Genomic DNA, 14,623 nt, shown 5'->3' with positions numbered 1-14,623 from the left:
GCCACGAGCAGCAGCGCCACCACGCACAGCACCCACGCCAGAACGAAGTGGACACGGCCGCCCCGCGACAACCCGAGCAGCCCTCTCTGGTTCATACGCCGATCCTTCCCCGCATACGCCGTCGCCTCTTCGCTCCGGCGGCCCGTGAAGCATCGCGTGGCCTGTCAGCGGGCGGAAGGATCAGCTCCGGCAAGCTGCGTGCCCGATTCGTTCCGGATTCGAGCAACCGGACGGCAGCCCCGCACCACCGCTGCCACCAGTTGCCGGTCAGCTCTTCCGGCCAGGCAGACTCGGCCGCGGTAGTCGACTCACCCGACGGCGGGAACAGACGATGTCTCCGAGATGGACAGGGCCGGGCCTGTCAGGCGTCGCGGGCCACCGGGACGTCCACGGCCCAGCCCAGCGGGTGCGGTTCCGCATCGTCCAGCGCCGCTACGAGGGGCTCTCCCCCGGCCTCATTGAAGGCGGCGAGAGCCTCGATGAGAGCCAGGCGCTGTGTCGGCCTGAGCCGTTCGACGATCGCTGCGATCTCGGCGCGGCGCCGGGAGGTGACGTCTGCGACGGTGCGGCGCCCCTCCTCGGTGAGCTGCAGGAGGGTCTCGCGGCGGTTGCCGGGGTTGAGCTGGCGGTCGGCGAGGCCGGCCGCGATCAGCCGGTCGACCATCCGCATCGCGGTGGACGGCGCCACCTGGAGCAGGTCGGCAAGCGTGACCAGCTTGGTGGCCCCGCGCGTGGACAGCACCACCAGCATTCTGAACTGCGGGAGCGTCACCCGCTCCTCGACCTCGGCGAGGGAGCGGGCGGAGACCGCCACCAGCAGCCTGGAAGCCGTCAGCACCGCACGGGTCACCACGTCGACATCATCCATCGCCCCCACAGGGGCCTCACGCTCCGGCATAAGTCCTTTGTACCGTGCCGAAGCCGCTGCTCACTCAGGGGATGGGAACAGATTTTCCTTCCCCATGACCGTGATAGCGCAACAGGAGCATCGCGGCGTCGTCGTGGGGCGGCCCGCCGGCATGCTGGGCAAGGTCCGCGCGCAGGGCCTCCAGAGCCCGGTGCGCGTCGGCATCTTTCAGCAGGTACGAGCGTTCATCAACCGGGTAGAAGCGGCCGTCCTCGTCGCGGGCCTCGGTGACACCATCGGTGTACAGCAGAAGCTGTTCACCGGGCGCGAAGTCCACCCGATAGGGCTTCGGGCCGTCACTCCCGTGGACGCCCAGCCCCAGCGGAAGAGCGTAGAAGGGCGGCTGCGGGAAGTCGACGGCGCCGTCCCGGCGCACGACCATCGGGGCCGGGTGCCCGTAGTTGAGGAAGACGGCCTCATGTCGTGCACCGATCTCGGCGAGTATTGCGGTGACGAACTTCTCGCCCTCCAGCTCCCGCCCCACGCTCCGCTCCAGGCGCTCGCCGAGCCTCACCAGGTCCGGCTCGTCGTGCGCGGCCTCCCGGAACGCTCCGAGGACGACGGCGGCCGTCTCCACCGCGGCCAGCCCCTTGCCCTGCACATCACCCACGATCACCCGGATCCCGTGTGGTGAGGCCACCACCTCGTACAGGTCACCGCCGATGCGCGCCTCCGCGACCGCCGAGGTGTACGACACCGCCGCCTGCAGCGGCCCGGCGGTCAGCGGCACCGGCCGCAGCAGCACCCGCTGAGCCACCTCCGCGATCGACCGGACATTCGCCAGCTCCCCCTCGCGACGCGAGCGCATCACCGCCGCCGCGATGCCGACACCGGTCACGCCAGCCACCGAGGCCAGCGCGGTGAACCCCCGTCGCTCCTCGAAGAGCCCGTCGTACAGTCCGAGGGCCACGCACAGCACCAGCGCCACGAGTCCGAACACTGCCGTACGACGCCACCCCCCGACCAGTCCAGAGAAGGCGGGCCCGAGCGACACGAGCGGGAGGAAGCCGACCCCCGGTCCGGCCACCACGTCCATCACCGCAACCACCGCCATCACCACCGCGGGCATCCAGGACAGCACGGTCGAGCTCGGCGGCGGGTTGTTGTCGGTCATGGCGTACTCCAGCTGTGTCGCGGCCCTCGAGAGCCGCCTTCAAGCCCTGCAGGCGCCCCTCCCCCACCTTTAGACTATGCAAAGGTGGCGTGTTCAAGGCGATTCTTGACCCCGGTCCTTTACCCAATCGAGGCCGAGAGCCGACATTCCCGACCCGCGGAAGGCGATCATGACACCCAGAGACACCGCACCTCGCCGTCCCCAACTCCCCACCGGATGGCGGCGCCTGGCCGTACGGCTGCCGATCCCGTTCTTCCGCGCGGGACTGGGCTTCCTCTTCGGGAAACGCCTCCTCTTGCTGCACCACGTCGGCCGGATCAGCGGCCTCGATCGCATGGTGATCCTGGAAGTGGTGTCGTACGACGCCGCCGGGATGGGCTGGACCGTCGCCTCCGGATTCGGACCGAAGGCCGACTGGTACCAGAACCTGCGTGAGCAGCCGAAGACCCTCATCCGATTCGGCAGCCGCCCGCACGCCGTCACCGCACACTTCCTCACGCCGGACGAGGGCGCGGAGATCATGGCCGGCTACGCCCGGTGCCATCCCCGCACCGCCCGCCGCCTGTGCGCGTACATGGGGCTGCCCGTCAACGGCAGCGAGGCCTCGTACCGCGACGCTGGCCGAGCCGTCCCCTTCGTCCGGTTCGACGCCGCCGTCGGGCACCGCCAGCACGGACGCGCACGCGCGTGACGCCCCGGACGAGGTGTCCCGGGCGCCGGCCCGCGATGATCGCGTTCCCTTGAACCGCATGCCTACCAGCCCCCACCACCCAGGGTGAAGGTGACCTGGACGGGCGATGTGCTGAACAAGCACGCCGCCGTTGTCCGCCTCGATAAGGATGAAGACCGACATCGCCATCACCGTGGGCCATACTCAGATGATGCTGGAGCAGATCCAGAAGGAGGCACCGGACACGGCAATCTCGCTGACGGGCCACCGCTGCTGCGGGCGCTGTTTTCGCAACAGCTACCGCTGAAGCAGCTTCGCCACCCGCTGATAGGAGTCGAGTCGCTGCTGTTCCCGGGCGGCCCGGACGGCGGGGTCGGGCGACCACAGGGCTTGCCGACCGGGGTGATAAGTGCTGACAACCTCGTAGCCACCCTGCTGCACGAGCTGTGGATGGGCCTTCCCCAGCCGCCGCCAGGAGTCTTGGGCGTCAACTCCCTGCAGGAGGACTACTTCGAGGCGCGGAAGCAGGCCAAGCAGACGAGCCAGAACAGTCACCCCAGCCCTGCGTTCCTCGGCGTTCGGCGCGCGGTTGATGTACCAGGGATAGGCGTTCCAGGGCATGGTGTCGCGCGCCTCTATGCCGGCCTCGGCAAAGCCCGTGCACTGCCGCTCGGCGGTGGCGTCGTCGTTCTCCACACAGAGGAAGCCCGAACCGGTGCCGTCTTGGGTCTTGGGGCCGGGGTCACGGAGAACGCACAGCACGCGCGCCTCCACGCCTCCGTGCCAGGGCGCCACGTACGGCATCCAGCCGCGGCCGTCCTGGTCGCGCAGCTCGTCGACCATGTCATTGATCGGGCGCACATGCGGTGCGCACCTGTCTCTGTCCTGCTCGTGACGGAACCCGTCGTCCGCCATACGTCTGACCATTTCGAATCTCCAAGTCCTTGGTTCGGTCGACTCACCGAGGCAACGCCCACTGACAGCCCCGCCACCCGATCGGCATCCCTATGTGACCGAAGGGCTGGCGATCTCATTTTGCAGCATGCAATGATCGACCCTGGGGCCGAGCCGACGGCCAGTTGCCTTCCGACAAGGAGTGACAGCGGCAAAGGTAAGCGGACGGCACACCGGCCGTCGGCGGGCCCCGCCCAACAATCTGTGACCACCGCCGCACCTCGCCACACAGCCTCGACGCTTGAGGGCGACGGAGGATATGGATCGCGGAATCGAGTCGGCTACTGCCGACGCCACGCAGCCACGCTGCACATCCACCAGCGAAGCGGGCCCTGCCCACAACCCGGCGGACAGCAATGAAGGAAGGGGACCGTGACCACTCAAGGGCCGGGCGGCAACGGAACGCCCGAAGAGCCGGATGGCACGCCGTCGGGCACCGAGGAGATCTGGCTGAAGTTCCTCACGGACAGCGAGGCAGCCATCCGCCGGTCCGCCCCCAAAGAACTCTCCGCCCGGGAACGAGCACCAGGGCGACGCCCCCGCCCTGCCGACACCGACCGGTCGGAGCAGCGCCCGCGGCACACGCACGAGGGGGCGGCCGCCTACGAAACGGACGCGGTCGGAGACCTGTGGCAGCCGGACGACCCGTGGGCCGGACCAGCCTGGCGGGACCTGGACAACCGAGCCAAGCTCCGGCGCGTAGGCCGTGTGGCCGTCTCGGCTGCCGCGATCATCCTGGCCCTGGGGGCCTGGTCCTGGCTGTCCACCAGCTCGGACACTCCCCACAACACGCCGGACAACACCCTCGTGCAGCAGCTGGAGGAGCCACTCCCGGAGCTGTCCCCAACCACTCGCTTCCCACCCGGAGCCGCCGTCACATCGCCGTCCTCGTCTGCGGTCACTGCCGGATGACGCGCACCGCCGGTGGCCACCGGCTCGACAGCCCCGACACACCCTGGCGGAGCACGACCGGCAGCGACGGACCCGAGAGCGGCCACCACCAATCCTGGACAAACTGACTAAATACTCATTCACCATGCTGTACACGCGTTCAATGCCGGACGATCGGACCGCGCGGGCGATGATCCGCGACGAGTCCCTGCGACGGTTCGCCGCCCGCGGGCCGGAGCCGGCGACCGTGCGCCAGACCGCCGAGGCCGCAGGAGCGTCGGCCGGCCTGGTGCTGCACCACTTCAACTCGAAGGACGGCCTACGTCAACAGGTCGACGAATACGTCCTGGCCGTGTTCGAGGCCACGCTGGGCGAACTGACCGGCCAGGGCGGAGCAGAGCTCCGCAATTCGGGTACTGGAGCGGGCTCCCTGAGCGAGGCCTTCGCCGTGATCGCGGCTACACCACCTGCCGGGACACCACCCCGCTCGACAGCGAGGATCCACCCGGCCCGCATTCAGGAACCGTCCCCCAAAGCAAGGTGGGTGGTCAGACCGGCCCGGTCCGCAGCGGCCCGGAGCGCCGCGCTGGCTCCGCTGAAGATCACGTCGATATCGGCCAATGGCAGGGTCTGGCGAATGCCCAACAAGGTATAGAGGCCCGCGGAGTCGCAGAACGTGACGCCCGACAAGTTCAGCACCAGCAGTCCTCCGCTTGAACGGGCGGCGAGTACGGCCAGATCTTCACGGAGTCCAGGCGCGGTGTCGGCATCGAGCTCTCCCGCGAGGTGCAACTCCAGTCGCGGCGGGAGACGTCCTCCGAACTCCCGGCGGACGGACAGTCTATACGGCAAAGCCGCGTCCGGGGGCTCTTGCAGGGGCGACTCATCGTCACCCACCGGCGCGGCACCGGTTGTCACATCGTCTTGCGGGATGGGCTGAGGTGGTGGCATCGGCTTTCCGGGACGGCTCGGCAACAGTTGCCGACCAGGCTTCCCGGCGCTCCAGGAAGCACTAGCAACGCCTCCACACTGCCATATTTGCACAGGGCAAAGACTTACCTCAACCGCCCGAAGACTTTTGGCACGAAGATTTGATCACCCCTTCGGCCCCGGGGGATGCCTCCAGTGCACAGAAGCAGGCCTGCCGCCCTTATCCACACGCTGCGGGGCAGTTGGACGACCGCCGGAGGTGCAGGTCTTTGTGGGTACGGTAAGTGCGACGCCGAGACTCTCGTCCCGTGCCGGTGCGAGGGGTTCCGCTCCGGTTTCGCGAAGACCGCGAAGACCGCGAAAGCCTTGATGGTGGTGTCCCGCCGAGGACAATGAGCGACTCCGTCGGGGATCTTGGAGTTTCCCGGCGGGGCGGCTTGATCACCGGACACGCTCAGAGCGGCCTTCTGCTCGCTGCTCTCGTTGAGGTGCTCCCCCGGCCAGGAGCACCTGGCTAACGCGACGTGCCGGGCCGACGGATTGCGTGTATCCGTCGCCGACGCGTCGCCCTCTCGGCGTGTGCCTTTGGCGGCAGTCACCGGGGGCCGGGGCTGGAGCTCAATACGGTGACATCACTGGCACTGGCGGCCGGTGTTGATGCACTGGACCATCTCGTTCATCAGTTGCTCGTCAAAAACGTTGACGAAGTCACCGTGATCCGTGATCGGTTTGTGCATCTGCTCCGGGAAGCCGTCCACCGCGTAGAACGGGCTGGACTGACCATTGTCGTTCAGGCTGGGTGCGTCCACGTCGTAGACCAGACGCTGCACAAGCTGCGGAATGGCCTTGAAGCCACTCGGACAGGCGCCCGTGTTCGGGACGGCGAAGGCGACGTGGGCGCGGTGGTTGGCGCTGTCGATGTTCTGACCGTCCCAGCAGCTCTGGAACTTGGAGGTCCGGACCAAGCTGCTGCCCTGGGGACAAACCGGGTACTTGTCCGTCAGCTGACGGTCCTCGAAGCCGGTGCAGCTCCACGCCGCGTTGGCGTTCGCGGTGCCGTTGGTGAACGCCTTGGCGTCACCGGTGATGATGCGCAGGAACTTGGGCATGGCCACGACCTTGCCGCTCGCGTTGCCCACGTACTCCAGGGTCACCTCGGATGCGGTGAGGATCTTGCCGGCATTGCCCTCGGCACCGCCGCCCTGTTGCCCGGCATCGAATTCCTCGGTGCCGTCCTGGAGCCGCAGGACCGGCCAGTAGTAGGACGACTTGTCACCTTGGTTCTGGCATGTGGTCTGGCCCTTCGCGAAGCCGTCGTTGTCGGCGAACGCGTTGTTCGCTTGGTTGCCGACGTAGTCGTGCGTGTGATGAGCGCCGTTGTCCACGCCGGGCGCCACGATGACGTTGTCGCTGTTGTACAGCATGTTCTCGTTCACACCGCACTGGGTGGTGAAGGTCCCCCTGGATGCCTCCTGCGACACGCGGGGCGTTGTCACGTTGGGTTGGACCGTGGTGATGTCGACGAAGTCAACGGCGACAGGCCCATTACCTGCCTGTCCACCACCAGCGGGCTGCCCCTGCCCGTCGCCCTGTTCTTGTCCCTGACCGTTCTCCTGGCCGCCGCCGCTGTCGCCCTGGTTGCCGGAAGCGCGCAGCGTGCACGCGGCCAGCGACTCTAGACCCTGCGGCCTGTCCCCCACCCTGCCGATGGTGATGGCGATCCGGTCGATCGTCGCGACCCGCTTGTCCTTCAGAGGACCAATGACCGCGTTGTTGGCGAATCCTGGCGACCGAGTACGACGGCGCCTGGGCAATCAAGCAGTCCTACCGCTACGACCCGCTCGGCCAGCCCACCGCCACCAAGACGGGCGCCGGTGCGCTCTTCTACTACCACCACGACACCCAAGGGTCACCGGTCGACGTCACCGACAAGGCCGGAACCCTCTACCAGCGCTGGGCCTACGACTCGTACGGCACCCGCGTGCTGAACACGGTCACCACCGGCGCACCCGCGAGCACCCCGGCCTACACGGGCGCCCGCTACGAGACCACCACCGGCAACCTCGACCTGCACGCCCGCCAGTACGACACCGACACCGGCCGCTTCAACCGCCCCGACCCAGCGGCTCCCGACCCCGATAGCCCCTACGTCTCGGCCTACGCCTACGCCAACAACACACCTACGCTGTACACCGACCCGAGCGCTCGGACACCTGTGCCGGGCGACAGCAACGGCAATGGCAAAGTCGACAGTCTCGGCGAAGGTCTGAAAATCTTCGGCAACGGCTTTCTGCAGGGGCTGAAGGCACCATTCGAATTCATGGGCGACGCCCAGGACGCCGTCACGGGACAGAACGGCGGCGCCGGGGCCTTCCTTGACAAGTACCTGCCCGTCCGCCCCGCCTATCGGCTCTACCGTGCCGAGTCCATGCTCCGCCAGCAGGGCTGCGACGCGCTCGCCGACCTGTACGCCGAAGCCGCCGACGAACTCACGCAGCTGCTCGCCGTCACCGGAATCGGCGGTCTGACGGGGTGGCGCAGGGCGGCCGTAAGCCCCGGTGGCATCGCTGCGGAAGGCGCGACAAGCGCCATCACGAGGCTCCTCTACGGGGCCCGTAAAGGTGAGGGCCTCCCGGGCTACTCAGGAGCGGCCCTCGAGCGTCGTCCGACCGTGGTCGAGCTCGAGAACTTGACCATCAAACACGGGGTCGAGTTCGCTGTGGTCTACAAGTTGGGTCCCGGCCCCAAGGGAACAGGGGGACAGTATTACCTCTACTCCGGTCGGTTCGGCTCGGTGCGCGTTCCCGTCACGGGAGACAGCATCCTCGTCTACCACACCCATCCCCGTGGGAAGCGTTCGCCGAGTGACGCGGACAGGGCACTCCTGGAGTCCTTCGAGATGGCAGGATCACCTATGCGTTCCTCCCAGATCGTCCCAGTCGGCTGGGGAGGACTGGTAACGACGTTCACAAAGGATGGCATTTCGGAGTGGAGCCGAATCAAATGACCGACGAGGCCACTGAGTATCACTACCTCTGGGACGGCTCCGAGGAGGGCTGGGTTGTCCTCAGGACGAAAGCGGCATTGGGTACCATCTTCAACATCAACACACGCATGGCCCTTCTCATCGAGGACAACGCCGTGTACGCACGGGTAATTGAGCAGATGCGCACGCACGGGCGTCCGTTCCTGGACTCCATCCCGTAGGAAGTGTGGTGGCCCCCTTCAAGCCGGAGTCGGGCCACCACGTAACCAAGGAAGCAAGGAGCCTTTTCCATCTTCACTCTGAGCTGGCCAGATGGAGGGTGAGGACGGCCTGGACAAGGGTGGTGATCCGGGTGGTCGAGCACCGCAGTTTGCGGAGGAGCCTCCAGGACTTGAGGGTGGCGATGGCCTGCTCCCCGAGGGCCCGGATCTTTGCGTGGGACCGGTTCGCCGCCTTCTGACCTGTGGAAAGGGTCTTCCACCGGCCCCAGTAGAGGATCCGGACTGTGCCGCCGGCGCCCCGGTAGCCTTTGTCGGCTCTGTTCATATGATGGATCATATGAACGCTTGCACTGTGCAGGTGTTCGCCGAAGCGGATCGTTACCGGACCGTCAAACCATCCGGCGGGTGAAGGCCGCGGAGAGGTGACGATCAGACGGCTGAACGGACTTCGACAGGACCGCTTCGACCTGCTGGCCGATCTGGCCGACGGCCGGCTCACGCCGCGTGCGACATCAAGGGAGGAGCACCATGTCAGTGCCCCACACTCCCGAACTGCGGCCCCTGTACGGGCAGTTCCCCACCGCCGTGCGCTTCTCGGTGCGCGACCAGACCCGCAACCGACCCGCCGGACTGCTGCTCGTCCTGTTCGTGCCTGTCTGATACGTGCTCATGGACGCCCTGGCCTCGGGTGAGGTTCTCGACTTCAAGCTGTACGCAACCGGCGAGGTCCTGCACGTCGACGGCGGCCACCTCACCCTGATCTCCGCGGGCCTCAACTCCGTCACGATGATCGCCGGTTTCGTCGTCTTCGACGCCGTCTGCAAGGCCCTCGCCTTCGACCGGCGTCTCGTCTTCGCCGGCTACCGCCAGTCCACCCTCATCGGCGCCAAGACCCCTGGCCGTCGGCCTGGTCGCCACCGCGATCGCCCTGTACACAGCGCTCGCGATCCTGTTCTGCTGGCGGCCGACGGCGGGCGGCTGGTTTGCCGTCCTCGCCGGATTCACCGTCATCGCCCTCACCTACGGCGCTCTCGGCCTGTTCCTCGGTGTCCTGGCCAAACGCGACCTGGAGGGCTTCTTCGGGGGACGGGCCGTGCTCACCATCCGGGTCGCGCTGAACCGGGCGATGCGCCTCGACGGAGCGCTGGGCGTCACAGTCGTCGACTACGTCAGCCGCATGGCGCTCGGCACCGCGAGCCACAGCAAGGATCTTGACCTGGACCAGGCCGCACACGGCGGGACCGATGTCGTACGCGCGCATCTGTCCGCCCTGAAGCTGCTCGGCCGCAAGCCGGAACAGCTTGAGGACATCCTGATCACCCTCGACAGCGAGTACCACCTCATCCGCCCGCTGACCCGCCGGACCCACGAACGGCTCTTCCTCCTGCTGGTCCTGGACCGCGAGCGCGCCGAACCGGACGCCGCTCGCCAGGAGCCTCAGCGGATCGAGGACCTGTTGTGACAGCGACGGCGCTCGGCCGCGTATATCGGCAACTCCAGTGCACCGGCACGGTGCGCCGGCGGGCACACAGGCGGGGGCCGGGAGACACCTCTCGTCCGCGCTCGTTCACCCATGACCGCAGCATGGCGAACGGACCGCGCGCGTTCATGCCCCGGCGCAGCAGTTCCGGAGCCGACTCCGTACCAGACCACGGCAGCAGCCCCGTGAACCACGCTCAGGCAGAGGTGAGTTCAGCGGCGCCGAAGGAGACGTCGAAGCGGTCGCACCAGATGCTGACGCTGCTGTACCGGGGCAGGTCGACGTCCTCGGGCACGGCGTAGTTCTGGCTGCCCTTGTTGCCCTTCAGCTTGCCGAGGCTGACGTACTCCCCGTCGTCGAAGACGCGCCAGCCGGCCGTGCCCTCCTTCACCGGCGCGTCGGTGAGCCACACCCGCAGATCCGGCCCGTTACTGGTGTCGAGGTTCTCCAGCCGCACGACATGGGAGCCGTCGGCCAGCCGTACGAGGTTCACCGTGCCCGATGTCGCGTGCTCATGGCTGATGAGCTCACCGCTCGCGAGCGTCTGTGGCCCGGACGGCGCGGAGGAAGGCGCCCCGGAAGACGCTGCCGCAGGAGGAGCGAATGTCTCCGCGGCCTCGGGCAGCGCCTCCTGAACCGTCTCGTCCTGCCACAGCTTCCACGGCTGGAACCAGTACAGCCCGAAGCCGACCCCGACGACAGCCACCACCAGTACCCCGATGAACCAGGACCTGCCCGGCAACTTCCGCACGCGCCTCACCCCTTGAGAGTTCCCTGTCCGTCCTCATTAAAGAGGAGGTACGGCCGTCACAGGCGTCCGGAGCGATGACGGGACTCTTACGTCGCTGCGGCCGGAACCTCCGTCGGCTCAGGGCACCCTCACCTAGAACGCGTTGACCGGCGTTCCCTGTCGCCGGTCACGAAGACCATGTACCGGCTGGAACGGTGGCCTGGATGCCCTTGCCGTCGATCGGCTTCTTCACCTGCCCTCAGCCTCTCCTCAGAAAAGCCTCAGAGTTCCGCCAAGCGGTGGCCCGACGGCAGGCCCGACGATCGGAACACACGCGATGCGAAAGGCCGCTCCGACCGTTTCGCGCAGGGCCGGCGCCGCCGGCCCGACCACACACCGACGACCGAGCCGGCAAGGGCCTGATACGTGACGGAATGCTGCCGGATGCCCCACAGGGGGCCATCAGATGATCACTCAACGCTACGGCGACCTGGAGATCGGATACACCACCCAATGGAGCGGCTCGTTCCATGCCGGAACCGCGTCCCGGACCGGGCCGTGGCGCACACTGGGAAGCGTCGTCGGAGGCGGCTTCGTGGCGATTTGGCAAGGCACGTACGCCGGGCTCATGGTCCAGGACCGCTCTGCCGACCAGGACCTGCTCAAGCCGCCCGTCGACTTCCAGCATGCGGGTCGCTTCCCCGGCTTGGGCATCCTCAAGATCGAAGTATGGCGCCCTGTCCCGCCTGCCGGGTACGTGACCCTGGGAGACGTAGCGAACATGTCTGCGCCCGGGCAAGGGTTGGAGAAGCCCGACGCCTCCGCCATGGGCATCGTGTGCGTGAAGAAGGAGCACAACGGACGCCCCTACGTACGCCGCGCGGAACTCGGCCGCCTTCCCCTTCGGACGAACGGCAACGGGAAGGGCCTGTGGGCCATCACGCCCCCGCTGTATCCGTTCGACGACACCGAGGAGCACCTGTTCCTGCCCGCCGGCACGTTCAGCTGCGGCCCCGACACGCCGCACGGGCCGACGGACGTGACCTGGGTGCTGGACCTGCCCGCCGTCGTCGACAAGGCCGACTACGCCCCCGAACTGCGGCTGGAGTCCTACAACGCGCCCCCGGCCCAGGCGATCGTCACCGACCGGACCGTGACCGTGCCCTACTTCATGGTCAAGGACGATGCGCGCACCGAGGCGTGGAAGGTGGCCAACTCCCCCTTCTACAAGATCCAGCGCAAGCGCCAGTACGACCTCATCCGCCACGTCGACTTCCGGGGCGCCGGCGGCGGGCAGCTCTCACAGACGGTCGAGGAGGGCGTCTCGAAGGAGAGGGGGGAGGAGTTCGCCCTCAGCACCGGGATCACCGTCGGCGTCACGGCGGGCGTGGAGGCATCGGCCAAGCCCATCGGCGTGGGGGCGAGCGTCTCCGTGGAAACCTCAGTGAGCGCGTCCGTCGAGCTGGGCTACCGGACCGTGAGTGCGAGGGCCCCTTGCCATCAGCCCACACCCCTGCGCCGAGAGCCTGGGCCGCGACGGTCGACCGGCTCATGCACCACGCTCACATCACCGTCACCCAGGGTGACAGCTGGCCGAGGGCCTCGGTGAAGTGGCTCTTGCCTGTGCCCGAGGGCCCGCAGATGCAGAAGTTCTCCCGACGCCCAATCCATTCCAGGGACTTGAGGGCGTCCTGGGTGGGTCGCGGGATGGCGGACTTGGTCTCGTCCCAGTCGCCGAAAGTCTTGCCGGTGGGGAAACCGGCCCGCTTGCGGCGGGTGTGGAGGTTGGCCCGGTCCCGGCCGGCGGCTTCCTCGGCCAGCAGGACGCGGACGACCTCGGCAGGGTCCCAGCGTTGTGCCTTGGCAGTGGGAATCAGGTCGGCCAACACTCGCCGCAGGTGAGGGAGTTTGAGCCGCCGGGTCAGCTCGATGGCCTCGGCAAGGGGGTCGCCGTTGGTGCCGGGAACGGTGCGAAGTGGGGTGGCCATCAGGCGAGATCACTTTCGTCGTGCTCGGAGACGTCGGAGGCGGGCTGGGTGGGCAGGCCGAAGGAGGACCAGGCGGAGGTGCCGGGCTGCAGGGAGTGTTCCTCGCTGCGGCGGACGGGTTCGGTGTGTTCGCGTGTGGCCTGGTAGTCGACGATGGACAGCAGGTCCTTGTCCGCGAAGCGTGCGGTGACCGCGGCGGTGCCCAGGGCCCGGTCGACCTCGGCCACCGAGTAGAGCTTGGACAGGGCAACGGCCTCGGCCATCTTCGCCTTGATCCGGCGGACCCCACTGGCCCCTGCTTCGACCAGCCAGGACGCTGCCCCGGGACCGAGCTGGAGGAAGGCAGCCTCTTCTGCCGAAGTCGCCTTCGGGGTGCGGTCGTTGTCCTTGTTCTCCCGCGGCGGGTAGTGGGCGTCGTCCAGGACCGGGGTGCCGGGCTGGCCACGGCGGTGGCGGGCGGCCTCGACGGCCGAGCCGTCCTCGCCGACCGCGGTGACGATCAGTTCGTCGCCGTGGAACCGGGCCCAGACGCGGTTGTCGATCAGTTCGTGCGGAACCGAGTAGCGGACCCCTTCGACCGAGATCGTGGACTCCCAGTTCACCCGCCGGGTGGTCCCGAACGCGGCGGTGAACGGCCGCCTGGGCAGCGGGTGCAGCCGCTGTCGTTCCTCGGCGAGCCGCTCGATGGGCTTGCGCCGGGTTGCCCTGTGGGTGCGGGAGTTGACCTCGTCGCAGAACGCCCGGCAGGCCGCCTCCAGCTCGCCGAAGGTCTTGTAGTGCTGGCGCAGGTTGACGTCCTTCGGCACCAGGTCGGCCTTCGCGATCCGGACCGTCGCCTCGGAACCGCCCTTCGTCTCCGGGTCCGCGGGCAGACACGTGCGTATGGTCGTGCCGTAGTGCCGGGCGACCTCGACGATCTCCGGGTTGCGGACCGCGATCCCGGCGACGTGATCGGTGGTGACCGTCTTCTCGTTGTCCGTCAGGACGTAGGCCGGCACTCCGCCGATCCGGCGGAACGTCGCGTCCAGGCATGAGGTGACCGTCGGCAGTGTCTTGTCCCAGATCGGGATCACGATCCGGAACCGCGACCAGGCCAGCCAGGCGCACCACAGGATGGTTTTGCGGCCCTGGATGGTCGGCCCGTCGCCGAAGTCGTACTGGATCCACAGCCCCGGCTCGGTCACCCACGGCCGATAGACCCGCCGTCGACCGGCCCTGAACTGGGCTTTCGCCTCGGCAACGGTGCGGCGGGTGGTGCGTTCCCCGCCGGTGAAGCCCATCGCGACGATCCTCTTGTGCACCACGTCCGCGCGGATCTTGCCGTGCGAACGGACCACCAGTTCCTCGATCTTCGGCAGATAGTCGTCGATCGCGCGGGCCCGGTGACGGCGCTGGTCGGGGTGCTGGCCGGCGGCCCGCATCTTCACATAGCGGGCCACCGTGTGGTGGTCGACGCCGGTCAGTTCGGCCGCGGCTCGGTAACTGCCCGTGAGGTCGTACGCCTCAAGGATCTCCATGATCTCCCTGCTGTTCTTCACCCGCCCGAGCCTCGCCGAGCGGGATACGTTCAATGCGAGCGGGGAGATATCTGGCCGTACGTGGGGAATCCCGTGGCCATCAGTGGGGCGGTAAGTGGCCGCCTATGGGGAGATTGTCAGGCTCATCCAAGATTCTCGTGAAGCCGGTCGATGCTTCTGTGCGCTCGTGACGCTCCGTCACTCGTCGATGGATGCTCGGGGCGTGTGAGGATCT

At 67.8% G+C, this 14,623-nt stretch carries 15 protein-coding genes and 3 pseudogenes; 8 read left to right on the top strand and 10 right to left on the bottom strand.

Translation table 11 applies throughout. The annotated features are described in order from the left end of the window. Window positions 1-361 precede the first annotated feature (361 nt). On the bottom strand, window positions 362-898 hold the full coding sequence (locus ACWD3I_RS48360; protein ID WP_365412794.1) for a MarR family winged helix-turn-helix transcriptional regulator: 537 nt from the start codon (window positions 896-898) through the stop codon (window positions 362-364). 34 nt (window positions 899-932) lie between these two features. Then, a complete protein-coding gene (locus ACWD3I_RS48355) occupies window positions 933-2,021 on the bottom strand; it encodes a PP2C family protein-serine/threonine phosphatase (RefSeq protein WP_365412796.1) in 1,089 nt (362 codons plus the stop codon). Between the two features lie 169 nt (window positions 2,022-2,190). Here ACWD3I_RS48355 and ACWD3I_RS48350 point away from each other — a divergent pair, with 169 nt between their 5' ends. Continuing rightward, window positions 2,191-2,712 (top strand): nitroreductase family deazaflavin-dependent oxidoreductase, encoded by a 522-nt coding sequence (locus ACWD3I_RS48350; RefSeq protein ID WP_365412798.1) that lies wholly within the window; start codon window positions 2,191-2,193, stop codon window positions 2,710-2,712. A 148-nt stretch (window positions 2,713-2,860) separates the two neighbouring features. Continuing rightward, complete coding sequence (locus ACWD3I_RS48345) at window positions 2,861-2,998, top strand: hypothetical protein (RefSeq protein WP_365412800.1); 138 nt, start codon at window positions 2,861-2,863, stop codon at window positions 2,996-2,998. On the opposite strand, the gene ACWD3I_RS48340 is transcribed toward ACWD3I_RS48345, so the two are convergent. Continuing rightward, window positions 2,989-3,606: a uracil-DNA glycosylase gene (locus tag ACWD3I_RS48340; protein ID WP_365412802.1), complete on the bottom strand. Its 618-nt coding sequence runs from the start codon at window positions 3,604-3,606 to the stop codon at window positions 2,989-2,991. The two genes, ACWD3I_RS48345 and ACWD3I_RS48340, sit on opposite strands and share 10 nt — an antisense overlap. A gap of 411 nt (window positions 3,607-4,017) precedes the next feature. On the opposite strand from ACWD3I_RS48340, the gene ACWD3I_RS48335 reads away from it, so the two are divergent. Beyond that, window positions 4,018-4,557 (top strand): hypothetical protein, encoded by a 540-nt coding sequence (locus tag ACWD3I_RS48335; protein WP_365412804.1) that lies wholly within the window; start codon window positions 4,018-4,020, stop codon window positions 4,555-4,557. A gap of 124 nt (window positions 4,558-4,681) precedes the next feature. Beyond that, a pseudogene (locus tag ACWD3I_RS48330) lies at window positions 4,682-4,855 on the top strand (helix-turn-helix domain-containing protein); the annotation flags it as partial. Window positions 4,856-5,052: 197 nt separating this feature from the next. Here the strand turns inward: ACWD3I_RS48330 and ACWD3I_RS48325 are convergent. Continuing rightward, on the bottom strand, window positions 5,053-5,487 hold the full coding sequence (locus ACWD3I_RS48325; protein WP_451084440.1) for an STAS domain-containing protein: 435 nt from the start codon (window positions 5,485-5,487) through the stop codon (window positions 5,053-5,055). A gap of 611 nt (window positions 5,488-6,098) precedes the next feature. Continuing rightward, on the bottom strand, window positions 6,099-7,280 hold the full coding sequence (locus ACWD3I_RS48320) for a DUF1996 domain-containing protein (RefSeq protein ID WP_365412806.1): 1,182 nt from the start codon (window positions 7,278-7,280) through the stop codon (window positions 6,099-6,101). Here ACWD3I_RS48320 and ACWD3I_RS48315 point away from each other — a divergent pair. Continuing rightward, window positions 7,247-8,473 carry an RHS repeat domain-containing protein gene (locus tag ACWD3I_RS48315; RefSeq protein WP_451084441.1) on the top strand — a complete coding sequence of 409 codons (1,227 nt, stop codon included), beginning with the start codon at window positions 7,247-7,249 and terminating at the stop codon, window positions 8,471-8,473. The two genes, ACWD3I_RS48320 and ACWD3I_RS48315, sit on opposite strands and share 34 nt — an antisense overlap. Further along, window positions 8,470-8,673 carry a hypothetical protein gene (locus ACWD3I_RS48310; protein WP_365412808.1) on the top strand — a complete coding sequence of 68 codons (204 nt, stop codon included), beginning with the start codon at window positions 8,470-8,472 and terminating at the stop codon, window positions 8,671-8,673. Before ACWD3I_RS48315 ends, ACWD3I_RS48310 begins: the two co-directional genes overlap by 4 nt. A gap of 73 nt (window positions 8,674-8,746) precedes the next feature. Here the strand turns inward: ACWD3I_RS48310 and ACWD3I_RS48305 are convergent. Continuing rightward, window positions 8,747-8,989 (bottom strand): annotated as a pseudogene (locus ACWD3I_RS48305) (transposase family protein); the annotation flags it as partial. Between the two features lie 215 nt (window positions 8,990-9,204). Beyond that, the gene (locus tag ACWD3I_RS48300) at window positions 9,205-9,684 is read right to left on the bottom strand and encodes a hypothetical protein (RefSeq protein WP_365412810.1); all 480 of its coding nucleotides are present in this window, start codon (window positions 9,682-9,684) and stop codon (window positions 9,205-9,207) included. 82 nt (window positions 9,685-9,766) lie between these two features. Between ACWD3I_RS48300 and ACWD3I_RS48295 the strand changes: the two genes are divergently transcribed. Beyond that, window positions 9,767-10,135 (top strand): hypothetical protein, encoded by a 369-nt coding sequence (locus ACWD3I_RS48295; protein WP_365412812.1) that lies wholly within the window; start codon window positions 9,767-9,769, stop codon window positions 10,133-10,135. Between the two features lie 214 nt (window positions 10,136-10,349). On the opposite strand, the gene ACWD3I_RS48290 is transcribed toward ACWD3I_RS48295, so the two are convergent. Continuing rightward, window positions 10,350-10,913, bottom strand: coding sequence for a DM13 domain-containing protein (locus ACWD3I_RS48290; protein WP_365412814.1), 564 nt, complete (start codon window positions 10,911-10,913; stop codon window positions 10,350-10,352). Window positions 10,914-11,349: 436 nt separating this feature from the next. On the opposite strand from ACWD3I_RS48290, the gene ACWD3I_RS48285 reads away from it, so the two are divergent. Continuing rightward, window positions 11,350-12,492, top strand: a complete 1,143-nt coding sequence (locus tag ACWD3I_RS48285) for a hypothetical protein (RefSeq protein WP_451084439.1) — start codon at window positions 11,350-11,352, stop codon at window positions 12,490-12,492. Here the strand turns inward: ACWD3I_RS48285 and ACWD3I_RS48280 are convergent. Next, window positions 12,473-12,871: pseudogene (locus tag ACWD3I_RS48280) on the bottom strand (ATP-binding protein); the annotation flags it as partial. The gene ACWD3I_RS48285 and the pseudogene ACWD3I_RS48280 overlap by 20 nt on opposite strands. Further along, entirely contained in the window at window positions 12,871-14,409 is a 1,539-nt protein-coding gene (gene istA, locus ACWD3I_RS48275) for an IS21 family transposase (RefSeq protein ID WP_365412816.1), read from the bottom strand. The pseudogene ACWD3I_RS48280 and the gene istA, both read right to left, overlap by 1 nt. Between the last annotated feature and the right edge of the window lie 214 nt (window positions 14,410-14,623).

Source organism: Streptomyces sp. NPDC002817, from assembly GCF_053592055.1.
The sequence above is the reverse complement of the archived record's forward strand: the minus strand, read 5'-3'. Positions and strand labels throughout refer to the sequence as shown.